Source organism: Bartonella sp. M0192, from assembly GCF_016102305.1.
GTDB lineage: Bacteria > Pseudomonadota > Alphaproteobacteria > Rhizobiales > Rhizobiaceae > Bartonella > Bartonella apihabitans.
In genome coordinates this window covers 508,483-532,272 of sequence record NZ_JACFOU010000001.1, presented here as the reverse complement: position 1 = coordinate 532,272, position 23,790 = coordinate 508,483, and the positions used below count along the sequence as shown (strand labels likewise).

24 protein-coding genes are annotated in these 23,790 nt (G+C 45.6%); 13 read left to right on the top strand and 11 right to left on the bottom strand.

Annotated features, from left to right (window positions below):
- Positions 1-62 precede the first annotated feature (62 nt).
- The gene (locus H3S82_RS02405) at positions 63-635 is read left to right on the top strand and encodes an HdeD family acid-resistance protein (protein WP_198233252.1); all 573 of its coding nucleotides are present in this window, start codon (positions 63-65) and stop codon (positions 633-635) included.
- Between the two features lie 50 nt (positions 636-685).
- Here H3S82_RS02405 and H3S82_RS02400 read toward each other — a convergent pair whose 3' ends face one another.
- On the bottom strand, positions 686-1,078 hold the full coding sequence (locus H3S82_RS02400) for a septal ring lytic transglycosylase RlpA family protein (protein ID WP_198225406.1): 393 nt from the start codon (positions 1,076-1,078) through the stop codon (positions 686-688).
- Positions 1,079-1,250: 172 nt separating this feature from the next.
- On the opposite strand from H3S82_RS02400, the gene H3S82_RS02395 reads away from it, so the two are divergent.
- Entirely contained in the window at positions 1,251-1,634 is a 384-nt protein-coding gene (locus H3S82_RS02395) for a YbaN family protein (RefSeq protein ID WP_198225407.1), read from the top strand.
- Positions 1,635-1,883: 249 nt separating this feature from the next.
- Here H3S82_RS02395 and H3S82_RS02390 read toward each other — a convergent pair whose 3' ends face one another.
- The 6 genes from H3S82_RS02390 to H3S82_RS02365 form a co-directional block, all read right to left on the bottom strand.
- Positions 1,884-2,504, bottom strand: coding sequence for a L,D-transpeptidase (locus H3S82_RS02390; protein ID WP_077970002.1), 621 nt, complete (start codon positions 2,502-2,504; stop codon positions 1,884-1,886).
- Between the two features lie 723 nt (positions 2,505-3,227).
- Positions 3,228-4,004 carry a glycosyltransferase family 25 protein gene (locus H3S82_RS02385; protein WP_198233251.1) on the bottom strand — a complete coding sequence of 259 codons (777 nt, stop codon included), beginning with the start codon at positions 4,002-4,004 and terminating at the stop codon, positions 3,228-3,230.
- 61 nt (positions 4,005-4,065) lie between these two features.
- Positions 4,066-4,974: a metal ABC transporter permease gene (locus H3S82_RS02380; RefSeq protein ID WP_198233250.1), complete on the bottom strand. Its 909-nt coding sequence runs from the start codon at positions 4,972-4,974 to the stop codon at positions 4,066-4,068.
- The gene (locus tag H3S82_RS02375; protein WP_077969995.1) at positions 4,971-5,822 is read right to left on the bottom strand and encodes a metal ABC transporter permease; all 852 of its coding nucleotides are present in this window, start codon (positions 5,820-5,822) and stop codon (positions 4,971-4,973) included. Before H3S82_RS02375 ends, H3S82_RS02380 begins: the two co-directional genes overlap by 4 nt.
- Before the next feature lie 5 nt (positions 5,823-5,827).
- Positions 5,828-6,664, bottom strand: coding sequence for a manganese/iron ABC transporter ATP-binding protein (locus H3S82_RS02370; protein ID WP_370541201.1), 837 nt, complete (start codon positions 6,662-6,664; stop codon positions 5,828-5,830).
- Entirely contained in the window at positions 6,661-7,581 is a 921-nt protein-coding gene (locus tag H3S82_RS02365; RefSeq protein ID WP_077969993.1) for a metal ABC transporter substrate-binding protein, read from the bottom strand. Before H3S82_RS02365 ends, H3S82_RS02370 begins: the two co-directional genes overlap by 4 nt.
- A 161-nt stretch (positions 7,582-7,742) precedes the next feature.
- Between H3S82_RS02365 and H3S82_RS02360 the strand changes: the two genes are divergently transcribed.
- A complete protein-coding gene (locus H3S82_RS02360; RefSeq protein ID WP_198225411.1) occupies positions 7,743-8,249 on the top strand; it encodes a Fur family transcriptional regulator in 507 nt (168 codons plus the stop codon).
- Here the strand turns inward: H3S82_RS02360 and H3S82_RS02355 are convergent, their stop codons facing one another.
- Both H3S82_RS02355 and upp read right to left on the bottom strand, forming a co-directional pair.
- A complete protein-coding gene (locus tag H3S82_RS02355) occupies positions 8,250-8,522 on the bottom strand; it encodes a PepSY domain-containing protein (protein ID WP_198233249.1) in 273 nt (90 codons plus the stop codon).
- A 637-nt stretch (positions 8,523-9,159) separates the two neighbouring features.
- Positions 9,160-9,786 (bottom strand): uracil phosphoribosyltransferase, encoded by a 627-nt coding sequence (upp, locus tag H3S82_RS02350; protein WP_075869670.1) that lies wholly within the window; start codon positions 9,784-9,786, stop codon positions 9,160-9,162.
- 162 nt (positions 9,787-9,948) lie between these two features.
- On the opposite strand from upp, the gene ubiE reads away from it, so the two are divergent.
- Entirely contained in the window at positions 9,949-10,731 is a 783-nt protein-coding gene (ubiE, locus tag H3S82_RS02345; RefSeq protein ID WP_198233248.1) for a bifunctional demethylmenaquinone methyltransferase/2-methoxy-6-polyprenyl-1,4-benzoquinol methylase UbiE, read from the top strand.
- Positions 10,732-12,312 (top strand): 2-polyprenylphenol 6-hydroxylase, encoded by a 1,581-nt coding sequence (gene ubiB, locus H3S82_RS02340; RefSeq protein WP_198233247.1) that lies wholly within the window; start codon positions 10,732-10,734, stop codon positions 12,310-12,312.
- A 361-nt stretch (positions 12,313-12,673) separates the two neighbouring features.
- On the opposite strand, the gene H3S82_RS02335 is transcribed toward ubiB, so the two are convergent.
- Positions 12,674-13,429, bottom strand: a complete 756-nt coding sequence (locus H3S82_RS02335) for a S1C family serine protease (RefSeq protein WP_078038890.1) — start codon at positions 13,427-13,429, stop codon at positions 12,674-12,676.
- Positions 13,430-13,676: 247 nt separating this feature from the next.
- Between H3S82_RS02335 and coaBC the strand changes: the two genes are divergently transcribed.
- Both coaBC and H3S82_RS02325 read left to right on the top strand, forming a co-directional pair.
- Positions 13,677-15,053, top strand: a complete 1,377-nt coding sequence (coaBC, locus tag H3S82_RS02330; protein ID WP_198233246.1) for a bifunctional phosphopantothenoylcysteine decarboxylase/phosphopantothenate--cysteine ligase CoaBC — start codon at positions 13,677-13,679, stop codon at positions 15,051-15,053.
- Positions 15,054-15,215: 162 nt separating this feature from the next.
- On the top strand, positions 15,216-16,520 hold the full coding sequence (locus H3S82_RS02325; protein ID WP_198233245.1) for a serine hydrolase: 1,305 nt from the start codon (positions 15,216-15,218) through the stop codon (positions 16,518-16,520).
- A gap of 343 nt (positions 16,521-16,863) precedes the next feature.
- On the opposite strand, the gene H3S82_RS02320 is transcribed toward H3S82_RS02325, so the two are convergent.
- A complete protein-coding gene (locus H3S82_RS02320) occupies positions 16,864-17,868 on the bottom strand; it encodes an adenosine kinase (RefSeq protein WP_078038887.1) in 1,005 nt (334 codons plus the stop codon).
- 112 nt (positions 17,869-17,980) lie between these two features.
- Here H3S82_RS02320 and H3S82_RS02315 point away from each other — a divergent pair, with 112 nt between their 5' ends.
- The 6 genes from H3S82_RS02315 to H3S82_RS02290 all read left to right on the top strand — a co-directional run bounded on the left by H3S82_RS02315 (position 17,981) and on the right by H3S82_RS02290 (position 23,742).
- Complete coding sequence (locus H3S82_RS02315; RefSeq protein ID WP_198233244.1) at positions 17,981-18,685, top strand: sulfate transporter family protein; 705 nt, start codon at positions 17,981-17,983, stop codon at positions 18,683-18,685.
- A 67-nt stretch (positions 18,686-18,752) separates the two neighbouring features.
- Positions 18,753-19,403, top strand: a complete 651-nt coding sequence (locus H3S82_RS02310; RefSeq protein ID WP_198237104.1) for a phosphoribosylanthranilate isomerase — start codon at positions 18,753-18,755, stop codon at positions 19,401-19,403.
- Positions 19,404-19,467: 64 nt separating this feature from the next.
- Entirely contained in the window at positions 19,468-20,634 is a 1,167-nt protein-coding gene (gene trpB, locus H3S82_RS02305; protein ID WP_083639792.1) for a tryptophan synthase subunit beta, read from the top strand.
- Positions 20,635-20,650: 16 nt separating this feature from the next.
- On the top strand, positions 20,651-21,481 hold the full coding sequence (gene trpA, locus H3S82_RS02300; protein ID WP_198233242.1) for a tryptophan synthase subunit alpha: 831 nt from the start codon (positions 20,651-20,653) through the stop codon (positions 21,479-21,481).
- Between the two features lie 38 nt (positions 21,482-21,519).
- Positions 21,520-22,416 (top strand): acetyl-CoA carboxylase, carboxyltransferase subunit beta, encoded by an 897-nt coding sequence (gene accD / locus H3S82_RS02295; protein ID WP_198233241.1) that lies wholly within the window; start codon positions 21,520-21,522, stop codon positions 22,414-22,416.
- A gap of 6 nt (positions 22,417-22,422) precedes the next feature.
- A complete protein-coding gene (locus H3S82_RS02290; protein WP_198233240.1) occupies positions 22,423-23,742 on the top strand; it encodes a folylpolyglutamate synthase/dihydrofolate synthase family protein in 1,320 nt (439 codons plus the stop codon).
- Positions 23,743-23,790 lie beyond the last annotated feature (48 nt).

Here is a 23,790-nt window from a genome sequence, read left to right as displayed (position 1 = left end):
AAAGAGCAATGCCATAAAAAGCATTCTTCTGAAACAGTCATTTTTGAAAAGGAAATACCGTCGTGAGTTCAAATAATTGGAATCCGCTGGAAGGCGCGCGAGAGCTATCGGCGAAATGGGGCTGGTTTTTGGTTCTTGGAATCATTCTTCTACTGGTCGGTATTGTAGCAGCATTTACATTATCTGTTGCCACAGAAGCTGTTGCAATTTATATCGGCATTATGATGCTTGTAGGCGGCATTGTGCAAGTCATTCACGCTTTCAGCGTTAAAAGTTGGGGGCGTTTTTTCTACTGGCTACTGGCTGGACTGCTTTATACATTTGGCGGCATTGTCTGCCTCGTGCAACCGATTTTGGCTGCGGCTGTGTTTACTTTTCTACTTGGCTTTTTGCTTGTTGTTGCCGGTGTCATCCGTGTGATTATCGGCTTTCAGAGCCGGGAATTGAAGGGGCACGGATGGATTATTGCTGCCGGTATCATTACAGCTGTTGCCGGTCTTATCATCACCACCGGCTGGCCGGCTAATACGCTATGGGTTTTGGGATTGTTCCTGTCAATCGATCTGATCTTTCAGGGATGGGGCTGGATCGGTTTTGCGATCGGTTTACATTCGCTCAAAAATTCGGGTCTATAAAGATCGAATAAAAAAGGGGAAGATTGCTCTTCCCCTTTTTTACGTTTATCTCAGCTTAACCGTTCATAACAGACATTTGTTAGTCCATGTTGTACAAAACCAAGCTCGGCGGCTGCACCCTTGGACAAATCCAGAATACGTCCGGCAATGAACGGGCCTCGGTCATTAATACGGACGATAATGGATTTTCCATTGAACTTATTGGTGACACGAATTTTGCTTCCGAGCGGTAATGTTTTGTGCGCGGCTGTCATTCCGAACGGATTCATCTTTTCACCTGAAGCCGTTTTCGAGTGCAATGCATACCACGATGCACCACCACATTGACTACCATGACTGATATGGCCATGACTTAAGCTCGCATGTCCTTGATTGAAAAAACAGACAACAAAAATTGCTGTCAGGAACGGAAGAAGTCTTTTTTTATCGGTTAAAAAACACATATCCTGCTAACTGGTTAGAGTTTCGGGTCATTAAACGAGAAACTGATATAACCTGTGGTTGTGTTGTTCACATGGCCATGAAAAGGCATTTTTGCCATTTTTATCAATTAGTTGACCTAATTTGGGGCAATTTGTTATACAACTATGAGTTTTCAACAAGCGTAGATAAAAGATGAAAGAATTCAACACACCGGGCCCGTTACGGATTGTCTATCTGGTGATCGGTTGCCTGATGATTGTTCTGGGACTTATCGGAGCTGTTCTTCCGATCATGCCGACGGTGCCATTTTTGCTCGTCGCGTCATGGTGTTTTGCCCGCTCATCTCCGCGTTTTCATAATTGGCTTCACAGTCATAAGGTTTTTGGCCCCCCGATCAAGCAATGGGAAGAACAGGGGGTCATATCACCGTTTATCAAATTCCTCGCGGTTGGCGGAATGGCTGTGGGCTTTTGTTCGTTTATGCTCATTGCCCAACCGGTTCTTTGGTTGGCTGTGGCGACTATTGTCGTATTGGTGTTGATTTCAATTTATATCTTAACTCGTCCGTCAAGATAAATCGTTCATTGCGACTGATGACTTGCCCCTTCTCACTCGCGATAAAACTGTTATACCAACTATGGGTTTCGGCTTCTGCGAATTTTGTCCGCCTGATTTCTATTGCCACATTCTCCGAATGATCCAGAACTTTTCCATTACGAAAATTTTCACAAATCCGGTTTTTCAATGACCCTTTACCAAAGTCACCATAAAAATAAAAAAGCGCGGGAAACCCCGCGCTTCTATTCAAAAAAAATTTGTCAATCCTTATTTAACAATAACCTTGGCACCTATTTCGGCCCGATTATAGAGATCGATTATATCCTGATTGATGAGGCGAATGCATCCCGACGAAACATTTGTGCCTATAGTCCACCATTCAGGCGTACCATGTAGTCTGAACATGCTGTCTTTACCATCCTTATAGAGATAAAGTGCGCGTGCACCGAGCGGATTTTTCAATCCCGGCCCCATACCGCCAGCAAATTCCTTCAATTCGGGTTGACGCACCAGCATACGCTGTGGCGGTACCCAGTAAGGCCATTTGGCTTTGCGACCGATTGTTGCATTTCCCGACCAGCGGAATCCGTCACGCCCGACCCCGATGCCATAACGCATGGCTTTCCCATCCGGCATTATGTAATAAAGAAACTTGGCTTCCGTATCGATGATAATCGTACCGGGTTTCTCATCCGTCGGATAAGCAACGATCTGGCGACGAAATTCCGGCTTGATCTCGTTTGCCTTGAGCGCGGGTATAATAAACCCACCATCATTTACTTGTGAATAGGCCGAAAGGGGCGATGTCGATCCCCCTGTAGTCGTACAACCGGCTAGTGTTGCACTTGCCAGCAGGCTTGCGGCAAGCAAAATAGATTTCACGCGCATATTCCCTCTCAACTCAACAGGTTCAAGCAGCAAGCACGAATCACATTCGTGTCACTCAATTAAATCTCCGATTATTAACAGGATGTTAACCATATACAGTTTGCATTATTTTGATAGACAAAACTTTTGGACATTAAATTTTTTGCCCACTTTTTTGTTTCAATTACCTTGACAAAAAAATCTCGGACCATATCCGGATAAATCAAATATTTTATTTTAAATTCAATATAAATAAAAAACCCATTTTGGATTATATGATTCAAATCTTTTCCGGTATTGATCGCCTGATTGTGAATTCGAAATAACAATTTTACTGGATCAGAATACTCTTTCTTCGTAGCATTTATTGGAGATTGCGTATTAGCCGTATCGATTGTGAGAATCGGAGCCTTATAGATTGACGGAACTCTCAATTGGAAAACAGCAATTGCGCGAAATCTTTTTGAACGTGAAGTGATAAAGGAAAGATCTGATCAACGCCCCAAAAGCGGGGGACCGAACAGAATTATATCGGAAAAGAAAAAGGCCGCGCGGGAGGAGATGCGCAGCCTTTGATTCCGAATGCAGCTATGGGAGGAGGAGGTGCTGCATTCAACTTGCTGGATTTGGGAGGAGGAGTAATCCAGCGAGAGGTAAAATATTTCAACGCTCCCCGAACAACAATAGACAATATTGCATAGCTGTTATGCATATAGAAAAGTCTGTGTTTTCAAATGGTTATCTTTAACGAAAGGGAACGATGCCCCAGAAACAGCCACGGAACGTCTTCAAAGCCCAAGGAACGAGATAGCGTTTTTTAAACCGTTTTAATTCGCGCCTTATTTTTTCCGGTATTGTTCTTCGCGAATGTTTGGGACCTTTTATTGTCTTTCTTTCAGACAAAATCGTACTGGAAAGGCCGATTTGAATAACAACAGCCGGAAACATTTGTTCAATGCTCAGGGTGGGGAAAATACCGCATTCCGGATTATACATGATTTCATCGACGGGTGCTTTGATCTGTGTATTCACGTCATAAAGTCGTTTGGCGCAACTTTTGGAAATGATATACCCCCCAGAACAATAATGTTTTGTGATGAGCGGCGCCAACTTATATCCATCAAGCAATTCTTTATTGAATTTTCCCAATACGCATGTGATTTCAGCTGTATCGAGTTTAACGATATCGCAACCTTCCGGAATCCAATCGAATTTTGTCAAAAACAGATATGCATGAGGAGACAGTTTCACATCATCCTCGAACACTGCTCCATAAGGGTCATCACCTTCGGCAATTAAACGCCAGCATTCACGATGACTGAGAAAGCAGGCCACCTCTGCTTTGGTCAATGGTTTGGGCCAGATAGACGTTTGTGTTAACCGTTCATAGTCTTCTTGCGACAAATTGCGCCCATCAACAGCCTTAACGCGTGTAAAATCGAGACCTTCTTTGGTAAAGACGCTTTTTATATGTGTTAAGCGCTCCTCTGAACGGTCAAGATTAATCACATATCGTTTCATAGAGTTTAGAGCTCCGGTGACAAGATTCACCTTTGCTTCTATCACTAAATGTCGGCGATACTCAAGCAGTAGGTGCTTTTTTACGTATGGCAAATGATATGACAGAGAATACCACTATGAATAGTATTGTCATGATCAATACAATCGTTGACGCTGCATCCGAACCAATAAAAGCACTTGAATAAACGCCCAGAAAACTGCTTGCCACGGCAATCAGTATCGCAATCAACAACATATATGAAAACCGTTTGGTTAAAAGATAGGCAATTGCACCCGGAGCTATCAACAGCGAGATTGCCAGAATAATTCCGACAGCTTTGAGCGCGGCAACGATCGTAAGGGAAATCATCGTGAGTAAAGCATAATGAAGAAAGCCGACATTAAGGCCAACCGCTTTTGACTGAACCGGATCGAAGCAAAACAGCAAAAAATCGCGCCATTTGGCTCCAAGCACTGCTGTGACCAAAAAGGAGATGATCAATGTTTGCAAAATGTCCAACCAATTGACACCCAACAAATGGCCGAACAGGATATGATTCAAATGAAGTTCGCTTTCTATACTGGTTGCCAAGACGAGCCCCAAACCGAACATTGAGGAAAACACCACCCCCATCACTGTGTCTTGCTTGATACGGCTGTTTGCTCCCAAAAAACCGGTGAGAACAGCACAAACCATGCCTGCAAGAAAGGCACCGAAGGCCATCATTGCCATAGTAACATCGGACCGGTCGACAGCCTCGATTGCGACAAAGGGCAAAAGTCCCAGAACAAACATAGCGGCAGGCGTCATCATATAACCGACAACAACGCCGGGAAAAACGGCATGTGAAATGGCGTCGCCCAATAGCGACCAGCCTTTCAGAATCAAAAAACTTGAGAGCATCGCCATGGGGATGGCAACAATCATCGTGATCAGCATCCCCCTGATCATAAAAGGAAATTGGAAGGGAAATAAAAGTGCGTCCATCATTGTTGAACTTTCCTTGCGCGCAAGCGTGCAGCGATAAAACCGTGTTTGGGTGCGAAAATGAAAGCGAGCGCGAAAAGCGTCGCCTGCAACAATACTATGACGCCACCGGTCTGCGCATGAATAAGATAACTTGCATATACACCGATGATACTTGTGAGAATTCCGATAATAACCGAAAGAACAATCAAGCGCTCGAAACGGTCGGTTATCAGATAAGCAGTTGCCCCGGGGGTGACCACAAGACTAATGACCAGAAAGGCTCCAACTGTTTGCATGGCGGCAACTGTTGAAGCTGCAAGCAATGCAAAAAACAAAATTTTCAGCCCCTTGGTATTTATACCGATTGAACGGGCATGATTTTCGTCAAAGAAAGTCACCATCATATCTTTCCATTTGATGGAGAGAATAATGAGTGAAATAACGCCGATCATTGCTAGCTGAAAAATATCTGTCGGGCTCACCGCCAGAATATTGCCGAGTACGATTGTATCAATGCTCACCGCCATCGGCTTTAACGATTTCATAAACAGCCCGAGCGCGAAAAAGGATGAAAAAATAAGACCTATGATCGTGTCTTCTTTCAATTTTGTTCGCTCGTTGAAGAACAGCATGGCAGCGGCAGCAAGCCCACCTGAAAAAAACGCACCCAGAGAAAATGGCAAGCCCAACATATAGGCTCCGGCAACACCGGGAACGATCGAATGGGAAAGTGCATCACCGATTAGCGACCAGCCTTTGAGCATCAAAAAAGCGGAAAGAAAAGCACAAACGCAGCCCACCAATGCGGAAACCCACATGGCGTTTATCATAAAATCATATGAAAAAGGTTCCAAAAACTGGTCTATCATTGTGGTTACATTTTTTGCTGATAAGGAGAAAGCACAAGAGGATCTTCGTCATCGCTGACAATATCCACTCCGGCGGATGTTTGTTGAGGGGTGACCACCTGATGTCGTAATGCGCCACCAAAGGTTTTTGTGAGATTTTCTTCGGTAAAAATTTCCGACGTCGGGCCATACCCCAAAACCGTGCCCTTTATCAAAACCGTGCGGTCACAAAATTCCGGCACCGAGCCAAGATTATGCGTGGAAACAAGCATAACAGCGCCGCTTTTGCGCATTTCTTTAAGCAATGCGATGATTTGATCTTCGGTTTTGACATCAACGCCGGTAAAAGGTTCGTCGAGTAAAATGACCTTTGCTTCCTGCGCTATAGCGCGGGCAAGAAAAACGCGTTTCTTTTGCCCGCCGGACAATTCCCCGATCTGGCGTTTGCGGAAGGGCAGCATATTTACCCGCTGCAAAGCGTCTGTCACAGCGGCATAATCGACATCTTTGGGCTGGCGCAAAAAATTCATGTGACCATAACGGCCCATCATAACGACATCTTCAACCAGCACCGGAAAATTCCAATCGACATCTTCCGCTTGAGGGACATAAGCAACAAGATTTTTCTTCAGTGCATTACGCACCGGCATATCGAAAATAGTGATGTTGCCGCGCGATAAACGGACAAACCCCATGATGGCTTTGAAAAGCGTCGACTTGCCGGAACCGTTGATACCAACCAATGCCGTAATAGAACCGGTCGGCGTTTCAAAACTTGAATCGCGAAGCGCCGTATGACCATTACGGTAGGTTACCGTAATATGTGATGCCGAAATCCCCACTGTATTCATCTGGGTGTTCATTTGGCTAGTCCTTTGGCAATGGTGGAACTCGTGACTTTCAGAAGATCAATGTAAGTGGGGACAATGCCGTCAGCTTCGGACAGCGAGTCGACATAGAGCACACCACCATATTTGGCACCGGTTTCACGGGCTACCTGTTTTGCCGGTGCATCCGAAATTGTGCTTTCCGAGAAAACGACCGGAATATTGTGTTTCTTCACAGCATCAATGACATGTTTGACCTGTTGGGGCGTGCCTTGCTGGTCTGCATTGATCGGCCATAGATAAAGTTCTTTCAAATTGAAATCGCGGGCGAGATAACTGAAAGCACCTTCACTTGTAACCAACCAGCGCCGTTCTTCCGGCAAACTTGACAGTTCTTGCTTGATCGGATCAATTGTTGCCCTGATCTTGGCTTTGTAAATTTCTGCATTTTGCTTATAGGTTTCGGCATTTTCCGGATCATATTTGACAAATGCATCACGTATATTGTCAACATAGATCAAAGCGGACGTAGGCGACATCCATGCATGAGGATTGGGTTTGCCATTATATGGCCCCTCATTGATGCTCATAGGTTCAACACCGGTTGAAACGACAACACCCGGCACATCGTGAATATTGTCAAAAAATTTCTCGAACCATAATTCCAGATTCAATCCGTTCCACAAAATAAGATTGGCACCTTGTGCCCGCATCAAGTCTTGCGGTGTCGGCTGATATTCGTGAATTTCCGCACCGGGTTTGGTTATGGATTGAACCTCGGCTGCATCTCCTGCAACATTTTTTGCCATATCGGCGATAACGGTAAATGTTGTCACAGCTTTGAATTTCTGGGCTGCATAACTACTCGCTGTCGAAAAAGCGCTGATAGATATCGCTATGAGCGCAAATATGATTGTTTTGAGACCAACCTGTTGCAAAAAAGCAGGTTTCATTTTCAAAATTCCTCTCGCTGATTTTTCTTATTGCAAATCATTTGCAATTACTTTACTGCGTATCAGACCATTGTTATAATTGCAACTGCAAATCATTAGCAGTTAAACAAAATGATTTGGCCGGCATTTTGGCCAATCATTGCACTTTCAGGGGAGAATTTATGACGGGTGAGGTACAGCACATTCAATCCGACGCCGGACAAATAAAAAATGAAAAACAATTGTCGGCTTTACTGGGAAAATATGGGCTTCGTGTAACGCATCAAAGATTAATTGTGGCAACACATATCTTCGGGAGAAATAACCGGTTGATTGATGCAAGCAAACTTTATGAAGACATTGCTTTCTCGGGTGAAGATATTTCTCTTGCAACAATATATAATACCCTGCACCACTTCACAAAAGCAGGGCTGGTTCGACCCGTTGCATCTTCGGGACAAAAATCGTTCTTTATCGTCAATTGTCGTAACAGCAGTTTTTTCTACTATCAGAACGGAGAGGTAATTGCGCTTTACGGACATGAGCCGGTCGTCCAGAAACTTCCGCTTCCACCTGAAGGCTTTGAAATAAGCCATATTGACGTTGCTATTCATCTTGTCAAAAAAACCGGCTTCCCGAATGTTTCAGGAAAACCGGTTACAAAATTAGACGCCGTTTACGCCCGATAATCAATCATCGACTTTTTGGCGGGTTATATTCCCCTGACGATCAATATAAAGCTTGAGACGTTGGTTGTTTTTGTCGGTAACTTCGGCTTTCCAGCCTTCGTGCTTTTCATCAAGCTCGTGAATTTTAAAACCGCTTTGCTCCAGTTTTGTGGTTAAAGCCGACCAGCTGATACGCCCGTTTTCTGCTGCAAAAGACGAGCTTGAAAAACCGGCAAAACCAATAGTCGCAGTGGCAGCAGCAAGTGCAATCATGCGAATTTTGTTCATTGTCATATTTTAATCCTCCATTCGTATTGTTCACCCGTTGTACCACCAGAAATTGCATAAAACTTTTGGTACCCGCTTATTGCATATGGTTTTTATTCCACGCGATGCAAGGGTAGTGCCTCACCACAACCCCACTACCAATAGTCCCGCTCACTGATTAAAAATCGCAAAAAGAATTGTTAACCGATCAGAACTTTTGCATCCGAGCCAAGTTGCCTGGAACAATTTTCGCGTAGCTATAAAAATCCTTGAATAATCTTATCCGCGTTTTAAAAAAGAAAACTCTTGGTCCCGTCTGGCATATCACCGCCCGAATTCTGACAGCCGGACCGAACAATCAAGGCTTTTATTAATGATATGTATGAAAAAGCATTTTCATAGATGTAACGGCTTTTTACCTGATAATGCTTGGCGGGACTGCAAACAAAATTTGTATTTTAATTCGGGCTATTACTTTAAAAAGCGGGTTTCATTGTTTTTGCAAAAGATTGAAGCCTTGTCTCAGAGATTATAAGACAAAACCCGAAAGAACCGAAATTAGCATATTAAAAGACGCGATGGCAGAACATGAAACAAGCATTTGTTGTGCTTTTTTATATTCTGCAGACAAAGTTTGTTACACTCTCTATTGCCTTAAATAGTGCTATTTTGTCCCGAACATACGGTCACCCGCATCGCCCAAACCGGGAAGAATATAAGAAGCGGGATTAAGTGCCCGATCAACCGATGCGGTAAAAATATCGACATCGGGATGGGCCTTTTGCAACTGTTTGATTCCCTGTTCAACACTTAATATGCACACAAACCTTATTTCTTTAGCACCATGTTTTTTCAGTTGTTCAATGGCTTTGACTGCGGAATTTCCCGTTGCAAGCATAGGGTCGACCACAATAACCAGACGCTCGGAAATATCTTCGGGGGCTTTGAAATAATATTCGACTGCTTCAAGTGTATTATGATCACGGTAAAGGCCGATATGACAAACACGTGCAGACGGTAAAAGATCGAGCATACCGAAAAGCAGCCCCTCACCCGCTCTCAAAATCGAGGCAAGAACGAGTTTCTTACCCTTGAGCATCGGCGCTTCCATTTCTTCCATCGGTGTTTCGATGTGAACAGTTTCAAGCTCCAGATCACGCGTGACTTCATAGCCGAGCAAGAATGCTGTTTCCCGCACAAGCTGGCGAAATTCGGCAGTTGATGTTTCTTTGCGACGCATCATCGTCAATTTGTGTTGGACAAGAGGGTGGGAAACAATTGTTAAACCCATGGGCTTTTCTCCTCATTACAGCATTCTATATGTCGTATAAAACCATTAAAGTGGAATGAAAAGGGCGAAGCGTCTGCAGCGCTACTTTTTCATCAGAGCCCATTCCCTAAACGGGCAAGTTAGGCTAGAAAAAAGACGGTATAAATTTGAAAGGTCACAAATATGACTGCTGAAACAGAGCGCGTCGGCGCAAAAGGCGGGATGGAAGAAACATTCGGTTTCAAGAAGGTCGACGAATCGGAAAAACAGTCGATGGTTAACGGGGTTTTCCATTCTGTGGCCAAAAAATATGACATCATGAATGATGTCATGTCGGTTGGCATGCACCGCTTGTGGAAAGATGCATTTGTTGCATGGCTTCACCCCTCGCATCTTAACGGGTATAAAGTTCTCGATGTGGCTGGTGGTACGGGTGACATTGCTTTCCGTATTGTTGAAGCGTCCGGTCGCCACGCCTATGCAACGGTTCTTGACATTAACAGTTCCATGCTGGAAGTGGGGCGCGAAAGAGCAAAGAAAAACGGCCTCCTGCCCTATCTTGATTTTGTCGAGGCGAATGCAGAAAAACTGCCCTTTGAAGACAATACATTCGATGCTTATACGATTGCATTCGGCATCCGTAACGTTCCCCACATTGCCAAAGCCTTGTCGGAAGCCTATCGCGTTTTGAAGCCGGGTGGCCGATTTATGTGTCTGGAATTTTCGGAAGTTCAAATGCCGATTCTTGATAAACTCTATGACATCTGGTCGTTTCAGGGCATACCGCGCGTTGGCCAAATGATTGCCGGTGACAAAGAATCTTACCGCTACCTTATTGAATCAATCCGCAAATTTCCCAAGCAGGAAGATTTTGCCGCAATGATACGGGAAGCCGGTTTTTCCCATGTAAGCTACCGTAACCTTACCGGTGGCATTGCTGCCATGCACTCTGGCTGGAAGGTTTGAATGTCGAAACTTGCCGCATCCTTACGTCTTTTACGTGTCGGTTTTGTTCTGGCACGAGAGGGTGTGCTGAGCGCACTTCCAAGCGATGGCTTACCTGCTTCAATGGCGTTTTTCCATCGTATCGCTGGCTGGTTTGCCAGAAAAAGAAGTAAACAAACCAATCGCTCCGAAAATATGTCACGGGCAATAAACAAACTCGGGCCTTCCTATATCAAGCTCGGCCAGTTTCTTGCAACACGTCCTGATATTGTCGGCTCGGAAGTTGCAAAAGATCTGTCGCGACTACAAGATCATGTCGATACCTTTCCTCATGAACAGGCTGTTGCCCAAATTGAAGGGTCGCTCGGCCGCAAAATAGATGATCTTTTTGTCGAGTTCGGTCCGGCAATTGCAGCCGCCTCGATGGCGCAAGTTCACCCCGCAACGGTGAGGAACCCCGACGGGAGTCTGCGTAAAGTGGCCGTCAAGGTTATCCGCCCCGGTGTAAGACGGCGGTTTGCCAAAGATCTTGAGGGGTTTTATCTTGCAGCCGAAATGCAGGAACGCTATGTGCCGGCTTCCCGACGGCTAAAGCCGGTAAGCGTTGTTGACACATTGGCACAAACCACAAAAATCGAGATGGATTTGCGCCTTGAAGCGGCGGCACTTTCCGAAATTGCCGAGAACACACAAAATGACAAAGGTTTTCGTGTTCCCGCAGTCGATTGGGAGCGGACAGGGCGTGATGTTCTGACCATGGAATGGATTGACGGCATCAAAATGTCGGATATCGAGGGGCTTAAAGCTGCCGGTTTCGACCTTGATGCTCTTGCCGTTACGCTCATGCAATCCTTCCTGAAACACACATTGCGCGACGGCTTTTTCCACGCGGATATGCATCCGGGAAATCTCTTTGTAGATAAAGACGGTTGTATTGTCGCTGTCGATTTGGGCATTACCGGAAGGCTTGGCAAACAGGAAAAACGTTTTCTTGCCGAAATTTTATATGGCTTTATTACCCGTGATTATCGGCGTGTTGCCAATGTGCACTTTGAAGCGGGCTATGTGCCTCCCCATCAAAATATGGAAAGCTTTGCACAGGCGAACCGCGCCATCGGCGAACCGATCCACGGTCAATCGGCCGAAACAATTTCCATGGCAAAACTGCTGACCCTGCTGTTTGAAGTGACCGAACTTTTCGACATGCAAACACGGCCGGAACTTTTGCTGTTACAAAAAACCATGGTGGTTGTGGAAGGTGTTTCCCGTTCGCTTAATCCGCATTTCAATATGTGGAAAGCGGCCGAACCTGTTGTAAAAGAGTGGATTACAAAAAATCTTGGGCCCATCGGCATGGCAAAAGATTTGACCGAAGGTGCGCAATCGCTCCTTACTTTTGCCCGTAGAACACCGGAACTTGTCCGAAGCGTCGAACGCATCCAGAAGGGTGCTGATAAAATGGCGCAGGAAGGCCTTCATCTTGATGATGATACGCTGAAAAGATTTGCCCTGATGCAGGGAAAACAAAATCGATTTGGCCGCTATGCTGTCATCCTAATCGCCGTTTGCATGGTGATCATCACTTATAAGCTTGTCATATAACCTGCCGGACTAATCTAATAGACTGCAAAATCATCATTTGACGGGAGAAGTTTTTCTCTCCTCCGGAATGTGTCAACGCTTATGTCAGCGCCATTAAAATGGCGCATATATTTGGCACATATTCAGAGCTTCTATTCGGCTCGATTATTTCTGCGTCACGCTGCCGCGAACGCTATTCTAATATCGGGTCATATGCCTTTGACTTGTTTTACCGGCCTTAACAGACAATGTGCGAGGTTAAAAAACGCAGTTGAGATTAATATTTTCGGATTGCGGAAAAGGATAATATTTTCACCGTCATTTTCGTGTTCAAGAGGAAAAGACCAAAAAACAAAGTTCGGAGCGGCCAACCGGAAGCTCGTTATTTCTGTTCTTTTCCATCACTGCGAACGGCGTCATCCGTCCCGCTATTTTTTTCGCCATAACACAAAATTTTATAAACCGAAGGAGATGTTGATTCAGCAATGTCGGCTGTTGAACGAAATGATCCGCCCTTATCTTCGTCGGCATAGGAAACAGCAATGCCTTCGGTTTCCAAAAATAGCTCGGCTACTCTGGCTCTGATTGCAAAATTGACATTCTGTGCGATAAAACCCGACTCATCGGCAAAAGTTTTCGACAAACCGGATGTGGTGATGCCTATGACATGACCTTGCCGGTCGATAACAGGGCCACCGGAGCTTCCGGGCTGTATCGGGGTTGAAATCTGGAGATAGCGGATGTCATTTTCAACGCCTGAAAGCGAATTGACATTACCGGTCGTCATTTTTATCGAGTCCGACAATAGACCATCAAGAGGAAATCCGAGTGCGATGATATCTTCGCCAAGCCTGATAACATTCCGCCTGAGATAGAGGGGCTTTGTTTTCACTCCGTCAGGTAACTTTATGAGAGCAAGATCATCATGAGAATCGATACGGATGTCCTTTCCGGTTCCAAAATCACCGATTTTCACATATTGGCAATTTTTTACCACATGGGCATTTGTTAAAACCCACCCGTTATTCGTCACAGCAAAACCGCTCCCTGTAGAAGCTGGCGGTTGCGCGTAAGCAGGATTGAACACTATGAACGAAAAAACTGTAAGGCATGAAAAAAAGGAAAATGAATAACGCATAATTTTTTCCTCAATATATAAATTTATTCTTTATAAATATGACACATGTCCAGATTTATCGCGGAAAAACTATTTTTCCAGAAAACTATTGATAAAAAACCGGTTCCACAAATAATATCTATTAAAAGCCCGGCGGACTCTTCATTCGAAAAATGAACCGAAAAAACGCCTCCCGCTTGCCGACAGTTCAAAAACGCATTAAAAGACTGATTAAATTTTGATTGCATTGATTGCATAAGAGGTTTTTATGGCGAGCATCACAATTCGCAATTTACCGGATGAAGCAAAGGAAAAACTTCGTCTCAACGCTGCAAAAAATAAGCGTTCTATGGAAGAAGAAGCGCGACATTTATTGATGTCCGGCAATAATTCAGAAATATTTCCGGAAAAACCCAGCGCCAAAGATGTGCAATCACTGCAATCAAAAACAATAGTCCTCATTATAACGGGAGGCATTGCGGCTTATAAAGCGCTTGATCTCATTCGCCGATTACAAGAGCGGGGAGCAAATGTTACTGTTGTGATGACCAAAGCGGCAACAGAATTTGTGACGCCTCTTGCCGCAGGTAGCCTTTCGCGCGGCCATGTCTTTACCGATCTTTTTTCCCGCCATGAAGAACATGATATTGGCCATATCAGGCTTGCCCGTTCTGCCGACCTGATTGTCGTAGCTCCTGCAACGGCAGACCGGATTGCAAAAATGGCAAATGGTATTGCCGATGATCTTGCGGGAGCTATTCTTCTTGCCGCCAATTCCCCGATTCTTATTGCGCCAGCGATGAATCCGGCAATGTGGAAACATCCGGCAACACAACGCAATGTTGACCGGTTGCTTGCAGACGGAATCAAAATGATCGGGCCAGAGAGCGGCGAAATGGCCGAACGGGGTGAAGCCGGACGGGGGCGTATGAGCGAACCGCTCGAAATTGTTGCCGCTGTCGAATCCATTATCGGTTTTTCGGAAAAGCCGCTTTCGGGCAAACATATCATTGTTACATCAGGCCCTACCCACGAGCCGATAGATCCGGTGCGCTATCTTGCCAACCGCTCTTCCGGTAAACAGGGGCACGCAATTGCCACAGCTCTCCAACATCTTGGAGCCCGTGTCACACTCGTTTCCGGCCCCGTCAGCATTCCCGACCCGTATGGCGTTGAAACAATTCATGTTGAAACGGCAATAGAAATGCTTGATGCAGTCAAACGCGCTTTGCCTGCCGATGGTGCCATATTTGTTGCTGCCGTTGCTGATTGGCGCAGTGCCGAAAGTGCTACGCAAAAAATCAAAAAACAATCAGGCCAATCTGCTCCCACATTAACAATGGTTGAAAATCCGGATATTCTTGCCACAATCGGCCATGCTGCAAACCGGCCGAAACTCGTTATCGGTTTTGCCGCAGAAACCAATAATCTTATCGAAAATGCGAAAAAGAAGCTCGATAAAAAAGGTGCCGATTTCATTCTGGCCAACGATGTTTCTGTCGATAAAGATGGAAACAGCGTTATGGGTGGCGATTATAACCGAATTTCATGTGTGAGCCGTAACGCTGTCGAAGCGTGGCCGAAAATGAACAAAGAAGAAGTTGCTAAAAAACTTGGCGAAAAAATAGCAACATTTTTTTCGTGAATGAAGAATTTTTGCGGTAATAATTCTATTCTGATAAATTTACATTTCGCAATTTTTATCAAAATTGTCTTTTTACAATGTGTTGGAAATTGGAAGCGTACTACCAAAACACAATTGAAAACTTACATAATTTAAAAGTTGTTAAAAAGGATATTGGAAAGAATGAAAACGAAATTATTTGGATTAAGCGTCATATTGGCGGGGCTTGGCTTATTTCCGAATGCTTATGCGAGCTCCCCTTGCGGAGTTCCGGAACTTACAGAATGCCCCACACCGGTGGATGAAAAATTGCCCGATGTCAAAAATATGTTGAAATGGAACATGGAAGACCGGATGATCGGCTTTCGCAATGATTATCGCGCTTATCCCGGTGATGTCTTCAAACACGCAACCCCTCGTCCATTGATGCGACAAATTCGTGATATGTCGAGTGTTTCCTACACTGTTGACGGCCATTCCTATAATCTTCAGGAATATGTAGCGCGCAACAAGATTGCCGGATTAATGGTGATAAAAAACGGCGTTGTAGTGTTGGAATTTTATGGCCGCGGCAATACACCCCAAACTTTGTGGACATCCCGATCTGTCGGTAAATCCGTCGTTTCAACCCTTGTCGGCGTGGCTCTCAAAGAAGGGAAGATCAAATCCCTCGACGATAAGGTCGTTCGCTATAATCCCGACGTAAAAGGCACTGTGTGGGCAAATGTCACCATAAGAGAATTGTTGCAACATACATCCGGTGTCAAATGGGATGAAAATTATGAAGATGACAATTCCGATTTTGCCAAACTTACTCAATGTGAAGCTTTGGACAATGCCTATTCTTGCGTCCATGACCTTGTGATCAACAAAAAACGCGTTAAACAGGCTGCTCCGGGGAAAGTGTGGTCATATTCATCAGGTGGTGCTTGGCTTTTAGGCGACACTTTGGAAAAAGCTGTGAAGATGCCCCTTGCCCAATATTTACAGGAAAAAATCTGGAAACCTTACGGTATGGTCAGTGACGGTGTATGGCACAGCTATCAAAAAGGAAAGCATGATACCGGCGCTCACGGTTTCAATGCGACGCTGGAAGATTGGGGAAAATTCGGACAATTTGTACTTTATAACGGGTTCCTTCCTGAAGGCAAAACGATACTGCCTGATCATTGGGTTGTTGACGCACGCACATGGAACAAAGCAACAAATTCCGTTACTGAAAATCATCCGGAAGGAAGTTACGGATTTGAATGGTGGAACAATGCCGTGCCTCAAGCAGCAGAAAATGTTTCGCCGAAACTTGGTCTGAGCAATTCCGAAACAATGTGGGGCTTGGGAATTTACGGGCAGATGCTGGTTGTCAACCAGCAGGAGAATATGGTGATTGTCCAATGGTCAACATGGGAAAAAGCCGAACCATCTTTTTCTGCCGAGCCACTTGAAGCTTCATTGATGTTCAATGCAATTTCGAACAGTCTCAACCAATAAGTGTTCATAGAAAACCCAAGCTTTCATAGAAAACTAAGTGTTCATGGAAAACGGCAAAAGCGGGCAAAGCTGATTTATTCCCAAATCTGTTTTATTCCCGCACTTGTTTTACCCCCCCACACTTGTTTTATTCTTTGCCAGAATCGCTATTTTGCATTGGTGAACAAAAATTCAAAGGGGGGCCTTCCTGTCGACCAGAAGGACCCCTTGTTTTTGAGAGTGTTCTTTCACTCACCCAATTATTGTCGGGTATATTACGCGCGTAAAAAGCTTAAGCTCCAACGCTATTGCTACGCACGGAAGACAAGGTAAAAACCCACCGTCCGAATAAGTGTCACCCGACTTATCCGGCCTGGATAAGCCCCGCTTGCGTTGCAACATCTCTTAATGAAAACTGTGCACGTGGTCCGGTTTGCTGAATAATGGTACTGGCACACAGAGCGCCAAGCCGTGCGCTATCTATAAACGACATATCATTGGTATAGCCGTAGAGAAAACCGGCCGCATAAACATCACCGGCACCGGTCTGGTCAACAACCCGTTCAACCGGATAAATACCGGCCGTGAATGTTTCTTGCCGCGATGTAATGATGGAGCCTTTGGCATTGCGCGTGACGCAGGCAAAGCCGCGAACGTCGTTACGAATAGCGGTAATGGCCATATCGAATGATGAAGTTTCATAAAGCGAAAGCAGTTCCGATTCGTTTGAAAACACAATATCGACCGTGCCTGTGCGGATGAGTTCAAGAAATTCGCCACGATAACGATCTACACAGAAGGAATCAGAAAGGGTAATTGCCATCTGGTTTCCATTTTCATGGGCTATTTTTGCAGCCAATCGCATAGCCTGTTTTGCGCGTGGCGGATCCCACAGATAACCTTCAAAATAAACAACTTTGGAATTGGCAACTTTCGTTGCTTCGACATCTTCCGGCCCGAATTCGACACAAGCTCCAAGATAGGTATTCATGGAGCGTTCGCCGTCGGGTGTATTGAAAATCATGCAACGAGCAGTCGGCGCACGACCTTCCAGAGGCCGCGTATCATAAACAACGCCTTGACCACGAAGATCATGGGCAAAAACCTGCCCCAAATGATCGGCTGCCACTTTGCCCATAAAAGCAGCTTTGCCACCAAGATTGGCAAGTGCTGCAGCAGTGTTGCTTGCACTGCCGCCCGATGTCTCGACTGCCTGCCCCATACGCGAATAGAGAAGTTCGGCACGTTTCGCATCAATCAAATTCATTGCCCCTTTGATGATACCGTTATTGACCAGAAAATCTTCGTCCGTACGGGCAATCACGTCGACAATTGCATTGCCGATTGCCAAAACATCATAATGTGCCATCTCGCTCTCTCCGTATTTTATTCTCCCTCGCTCATTACTCGTTCAGAACACAAAAAACCAGTGCGCTAAAGCCCCTCTTGTTTCTTTTTGTCTGCTTTCTATCTATATCCCCATGATTTTTGACGCAGCCTATCGCGCTTTCTCGCGCCTTTTTACCCCGCCCTTCCGCTCAATGCTATGGAAAGCGTTGAGCGCAACATTGCTTTTATTGGCAATTTTATGGTTCAGCTTGCGCGAATTATTCCTTTATTATGTTTGGCCGTTCCTACAACAATATATGCCTGATTTTCCCGATTGGGCGGGCTGGCTCGGATTTGTTGCCGTGATCGTCTTTTCGGTGGGGCTCGCTCTGCTTATGGCACTCTTAATTGCCCCGATTGCATCCTTGATCGGCGGTTATTTTATGGATGATGCAGCCGAAATCATTGAGAAAACAGATTATCCCAACGATCCGGTCGGCGTTGCAATGCCGCTTGGCCGTTCGCTTGTCATCTCGCTGAAATTTCTGGCTTTAAGCATTGTCGGTAATATCATTGCGCTGATTCTCTATTTCTTCCCCGGCGTAAATCTCTTCGCTTTCTATGTGATCAATGGCTATCTTCTCGGCCGCGAATATTTCGAATTTGCCGCTTGCCGACACCGTACAGAGGCTGACACCCGCCAATTCTATAAACAGAATGCAATTTATGTATTTTGTGGCGGTGTTATCATTGCACTTTTTGTTTCTGTGCCGGTGCTAAACTTGCTGACGCCGCTTTTTGCTGCGGCAATGATGACCTATCTCCACAAAAGTCTGTCTAAAAAAATCAGTCAATAACGAGATAGATTACCGACATTTTCAACATCTTCTCGACTTTATCCGACTTTTGTGACAACAAGAGATCATGAAGCCTCTTGTAAAAATATGCGGATTGAAAACACCTGAAGCAATTAAAGCTGCCATCGACAACGGTGCGCAATATATCGGCTTTATCTTTTTTGCCAAAAGCCCGCGTCATCTTTCAATTGAAGAGGCAGAGCTATTGCGCCCGCTTGTCAAAAAGCCGGTCAAGCTTGTTGCTGTTACTGTCGATGCTGATGATGAATTGCTTTCAGACATTGTTACTCATGTCAAACCCGACATTCTTCAGCTTCACGGACATGAATCACCCGAACGCGTGAAACAGCTTGCCAAAACTTTTGGCTTGCCGGTTATCAAAGCTTTTTCCATCCGTGAGCAATCGGATTTCGATCATGTTTCTGCCTATCGTGGTATAGCCGATATGTTTTTATTTGACGCCAAAGCTCCAAAAGGCTCACAATTGCCGGGAGGAAATGGCGTCTCTTTTGACTGGTCGCTGTTAAAGTCGCTTGACGAAGATAGTCAAACCGTGCTTTCCGGTGGATTGAATGCGCAAAATGTGGAAGAAGCGATAAGGATTGCCGCTCCCGACATTCTTGATGTTTCAAGTGGCGTTGAAAGTGCCCCCGGTGTTAAGGACACAAAATTGATTGAAGGTTTTTTTGATTCTGTCAAAAAAGCCGTTGAAAATTAAGGAGACTGACGTGGAAAAGTCGGCTGAAATCAATTCCTTTAAAACAGGCCCTGATGAAGCGGGGATGTTCGGTATATATGGCGGGCGTTTTGTTGCCGAAACTTTGATGCCGCTTATTCTGGAATTGGAGAAAGCATATAACGAGGCCAAGGATGACCCGGCTTTCAATATCGAACTGAAAAATCTTTCCACCAATTATGCAGGCCGTCCGTCGAAACTTTATTATGCCGAACGTTTGACCAAACATCTTGGTGGAGCAAAAATCTATTTGAAGCGGGAAGATCTGAACCACACCGGTAGCCATAAAATCAATAATTGTCTGGGACAAATTCTGCTTGCGCGGCGCATGGGCAAAACCCGTATCATTGCCGAAACCGGCGCCGGACAACATGGTGTTGCAGCAGCCACCGTATGCGCGCGCTTTGGCCTGCCTTGTGTTGTCTATATGGGCTCGACCGATGTCGAACGGCAAAAACCCAATGTGTTCCGCATGGAACTTCTCGGCGCCAAGGTCAATGCGGTCAAAGCCGGTAACGGCACATTGAAAGACGCTATGAATGAAGCTTTGCGCGATTGGGTAAGCAATGTACGCGATACCTATTATCTGATCGGCACGGCTGCAGGCCCGCATCCCTATCCGGAAATGGTTCGGGATTTCCAATCCGTCATCGGCAAAGAAGCAAGAGAGCAAATCCTCGAGCGCGAAGGTCGCCTTCCCGATCTGCTAATTGCTGCTGTTGGTGGCGGGTCGAATTCAATCGGCCTGTTTTACCCCTTTTTGGACGATAAAACTGTCAGAATTATCGGCGTTGAAGCAGGTGGCCGTGGCCTTAAAGGGAACGAACATTGCGCTTCGATGACTGCCGGAAGTCCGGGGGTTTTACATGGCAATCGCACTTATCTTATCCAGAATGACGACGGCCAGATTCTGGAAGGCCATTCGATTTCTGCAGGTCTTGATTATCCCGGTGTGGGGCCCGAACATTCGTGGCTAAAAGACAAAGGGCGCGTTGAATATGTGCCAATTCTTGACACAGAAGCATTGGAAGCCTTCCAGCTTTTGACACGCCTTGAAGGCATCATACCGGCACTCGAATCCTCGCATGCGGTTGCGCAAGCCATCAAGGAAGCGCCGAAGATGGATAAAGAACAGATTATTATTGTCAATCTTTCCGGTCGTGGTGACAAGGATGTGCACACTGTCGGAACACTTCTTGGCATGAATATGTGAGTTTGAGAGAGCGGCTATGACAACACGTATCAAAGAAACATTTCAAAAAGCCAAGAATAACAATCGTCCGGCTCTTGTAACCTATATGATGGCAGGGGATCCGGATTTTGACACCTCACTTGAAATTATGAAAGCACTTCCGAAAGCCGGTAGCGATGTTATCGAGCTTGGAATGCCGTTTTCCGACCCGATGGCGGACGGCCCGACCATTCAGGCTGCAGGTCTGCGCGCGCTAAAAGCAGGCCAGACACTCAACAAAACTTTAAAACTCGTTAGTGAATTCCGCAAAACCGACCAGACCACACCAATTGTGCTGATGGGATATTATAATCCGATCTATGTCCATGGCGTCGACCAATTTTTGATCGATGCCAAAAAAGCCGATATCGACGGTTTGATTGTTGTTGATTTGCCGCCGGAAATGGATAACGAACTTTGCTTGCCCGCAGTCAAAGCGGATATCAATTTCATTCGTCTGGCGACACCGACAACCGATGATAAGCGGCTGCCGAAAGTACTGGCAAACACTTCCGGTTTTGTCTATTATGTCTCGATGACCGGCATTACAGGTCAAGCCCTGCCCGACACCGATATTGTTGCCAAAGCCGTGAAAAATATTAAAAAACACACATCTTTGCCAATTGCTGTCGGTTTCGGTATCAAAACCGGAGAACAAGCTGCAAAAATCGGTCGTGCTGCCGATGGTGTTGTGGTTGGAAGTGCAATTGTCAACGCCATTGCTTCTACTCTTGATGAAAATGGCCACCCGAAAGGTGATGCGGCAAAAGCGGCAAGTGACCTTGTAAAGCAATTGAGTGCAGGTGTATTGGAAGCCAGAAAAGGCTGAATTGAAGCTTTGCCAACAAACAGGATAAGGTGACATAGATGAACTGGATTACCAATTATGTTCGTCCGAAGATCAACTCGATGTTTGGTCGTCGTGAGATGCCAGAAAATTTATGGGTCAAAGACCCTGCCAGCGGTGAAATGGTATTTCACAAGGATCTGGAAAAAAACCAATATGTCGTTCCAAACTCAGGCTATCACATGCGCATACCTGCAAAAGCCCGTCTGGAAAGCTTTTTTGACGATGGTGCCTATGAACTTTTAGAAAATCCGAAAGTTGTCATCGACCCCCTGAAATTCCGCGATGAAAAGCGCTATATCGACCGTTTGAAAGATTATCGTTCAAAACTCGGTGTTGACGACGATATTATGAATGCACGCGGTACTATTGAAGGCCTTCCTATTATAGCGACCGTGCAGGATTTCGCCTTTATGGGTGGCTCGCTTGGCATGGCGGCAGGTGAAGCCATTATCAAGGCTTTCGAAACAGCCATTCAGGAAAAACGGCCTTTGGTGCTGTTTGTAGCCTCTGGCGGTGCCCGTATGCAGGAAGGCACACTTTCTCTCATGCAAATGCCACGCACGACTGTAGCGGTCGAGATGATGAAGGATGCAAAGCTTCCTTATATTGTTGTTCTGACCAATCCGACGACAGGTGGTGTTACCGCTTCTTATGCCATGCTGGGTGATGTCCATATCGCAGAACCCGGTGCGATGATCGGTTTTGCCGGTCCCCGCGTGATCGAGCAAACCATTCGCGAAAAGCTGCCGGAAGGTTTCCAGAGCGCCGAATATCTCCTCAAACATGGTATGGTCGATATGGTGGTCTCACGGCTTGAGTTGAAATCGACCATTGCCAAGCTTTTGCGCCTAATGATGAAATTGCCGGCACCTGAACATCATTCTGGCAAACATCACGGTAGTAAAGCTGCTTGAAATGAAATGACCGAAAATCGGGTAGACACGCTTATCAATAGCCTTCTCAAGCGCTATCCGAAAGGGTTTGACCTTTCGCTCGACCGTATCTCGCGGCTTTTGGAAAATCTCGGCAATCCGCATTTGAAATTGCCGCCAATTATCCATATTGCGGGCACCAATGGAAAAGGGTCAGCGGCGGCGGTTTGCCGTGCGCTTCTTGAAAGTGCCGGATATAGCGTTCATGTCCATACCTCTCCCCATCTTGTTCATTGGAACGAGCGCTACCGGTTGGGTGAACAAGGTGGTGGCAAATTTGTTGATGACGACACTCTCGCCGATGCAATAGAGCGGGTAACAAAAGCCAATCGGAACCAACCGATTACAGTTTTCGAATTGTTAACGGCCGTTGCCTTTTTGCTTTTTTCCGAACATCCGGCAGATGCTGTCATTCTTGAAGTGGGGCTGGGTGGGCGTTTCGACGCAACCAACGTCATTCAAAAGCCGGCCGTTTCTCTTATTATGCCCATATCGCTCGATCACGTTGCTTTGCTCGGTAATACGGTTGAAAAAATTGCTTTCGAAAAAGGCGGCATTATCAAAGAAGGTGTCCCGCTTGTTATTGGCAAGCAGGAAAGCGATGGTGCTGTCGACGTTTTGACAAACATTGCGCAAAAACGCCATGCTCCTTTCGTCATTTATGGTCAGGATTTTGAGGCCTATAATGATCATGGGCATATGGTTTTTCAAAACGAAGAGGGCCTTAAAGAACTTCCGCTTCCGTCACTTCGTGGCGACCATCAAATCAGTAATGCAGCGAGCGCGATTGAAGCTCTAATCCATGCCGGTTTCAAATTGACCGATCAGGATATTGCCAAAGCTATGGAAAATATTGTCTGGCCTGCGCGAATGCAGCGCATCAAAGTCGGCAAGCTCATTGATTCTTTGCCAAAAACGATGACAGTTTTTCTTGACGGCGGGCATAATCCGGCAGGTGCGAAGGTCATTGCGCAAGAAATTAGGCATTGGAAAGAAAAAAGAATGGGACCGGTAACCATGGTTGCCGGTATGATCAACACAAAAGATTCCTTCCATTATTTCAAAGAACTCAAAGGTCTTGTCGATAAGGTCTACACCGTACCGGTCTTGTCAAGCGATAGTGGTGTAGCGCCTCAAGAATTGGCTAAAGTTGTCGGTTCGGCCGGTTTGGAGGCGGAAACTACGACATCAATTGAAGACGCTTTCCAAAAAATTTCAGCACTTGCACCTCAAAGAACCATTCTTGTTGCAGGTTCGCTTTATATGGCCGGTGACTTTTTGAAGAAAAATGGGACACCACCGGAATAAAACGATTGTTAATCTCTTCAACATTTAATGAGAATAGTTCAAAAGACT

Bases quoted from the DNA above. Each gene is read 5' to 3' on its own strand.
- H3S82_RS02400 (WP_198225406.1), bottom strand. From the start codon at position 1,078: ATGTGTTTTTTAACCGATAAAAAAAGACTTCTTCCGTTCCTGACAGCA.
- H3S82_RS02395 (WP_198225407.1), top strand. From the start codon at position 1,251: ATGAAAGAATTCAACACACCGGGCCCGTTACGGATTGTCTATCTGGTG.
- H3S82_RS02390 (WP_077970002.1), bottom strand. From the start codon at position 2,504: ATGCGCGTGAAATCTATTTTGCTTGCCGCAAGCCTGCTGGCAAGTGCA.
- H3S82_RS02385 (WP_198233251.1), bottom strand. From the start codon at position 4,004: ATGAAACGATATGTGATTAATCTTGACCGTTCAGAGGAGCGCTTAACA.
- H3S82_RS02380 (WP_198233250.1), bottom strand. From the start codon at position 4,974: ATGATGGACGCACTTTTATTTCCCTTCCAATTTCCTTTTATGATCAGG.
- H3S82_RS02375 (WP_077969995.1), bottom strand. From the start codon at position 5,822: ATGATAGACCAGTTTTTGGAACCTTTTTCATATGATTTTATGATAAAC.
- H3S82_RS02370 (WP_370541201.1), bottom strand. From the start codon at position 6,664: ATGAACACCCAGATGAATACAGTGGGGATTTCGGCATCACATATTACG.
- H3S82_RS02365 (WP_077969993.1), bottom strand. From the start codon at position 7,581: ATGAAACCTGCTTTTTTGCAACAGGTTGGTCTCAAAACAATCATATTT.
- H3S82_RS02360 (WP_198225411.1), top strand. From the start codon at position 7,743: ATGACGGGTGAGGTACAGCACATTCAATCCGACGCCGGACAAATAAAA.
- H3S82_RS02355 (WP_198233249.1), bottom strand. From the start codon at position 8,522: ATGACAATGAACAAAATTCGCATGATTGCACTTGCTGCTGCCACTGCG.
- upp (WP_075869670.1), bottom strand. From the start codon at position 9,786: ATGGGTTTAACAATTGTTTCCCACCCTCTTGTCCAACACAAATTGACG.
- ubiE (WP_198233248.1), top strand. From the start codon at position 9,949: ATGACTGCTGAAACAGAGCGCGTCGGCGCAAAAGGCGGGATGGAAGAA.
- ubiB (WP_198233247.1), top strand. From the start codon at position 10,732: ATGTCGAAACTTGCCGCATCCTTACGTCTTTTACGTGTCGGTTTTGTT.
- H3S82_RS02335 (WP_078038890.1), bottom strand. From the start codon at position 13,429: ATGCGTTATTCATTTTCCTTTTTTTCATGCCTTACAGTTTTTTCGTTC.
- coaBC (WP_198233246.1), top strand. From the start codon at position 13,677: ATGGCGAGCATCACAATTCGCAATTTACCGGATGAAGCAAAGGAAAAA.
- H3S82_RS02325 (WP_198233245.1), top strand. From the start codon at position 15,216: ATGAAAACGAAATTATTTGGATTAAGCGTCATATTGGCGGGGCTTGGC.
- H3S82_RS02320 (WP_078038887.1), bottom strand. From the start codon at position 17,868: ATGGCACATTATGATGTTTTGGCAATCGGCAATGCAATTGTCGACGTG.
- H3S82_RS02315 (WP_198233244.1), top strand. From the start codon at position 17,981: ATGATTTTTGACGCAGCCTATCGCGCTTTCTCGCGCCTTTTTACCCCG.
- H3S82_RS02310 (WP_198237104.1), top strand. From the start codon at position 18,753: ATGAAGCCTCTTGTAAAAATATGCGGATTGAAAACACCTGAAGCAATT.
- trpB (WP_083639792.1), top strand. From the start codon at position 19,468: ATGTTCGGTATATATGGCGGGCGTTTTGTTGCCGAAACTTTGATGCCG.
- trpA (WP_198233242.1), top strand. From the start codon at position 20,651: ATGACAACACGTATCAAAGAAACATTTCAAAAAGCCAAGAATAACAAT.
- accD (WP_198233241.1), top strand. From the start codon at position 21,520: ATGAACTGGATTACCAATTATGTTCGTCCGAAGATCAACTCGATGTTT.
- H3S82_RS02290 (WP_198233240.1), top strand. From the start codon at position 22,423: ATGACCGAAAATCGGGTAGACACGCTTATCAATAGCCTTCTCAAGCGC.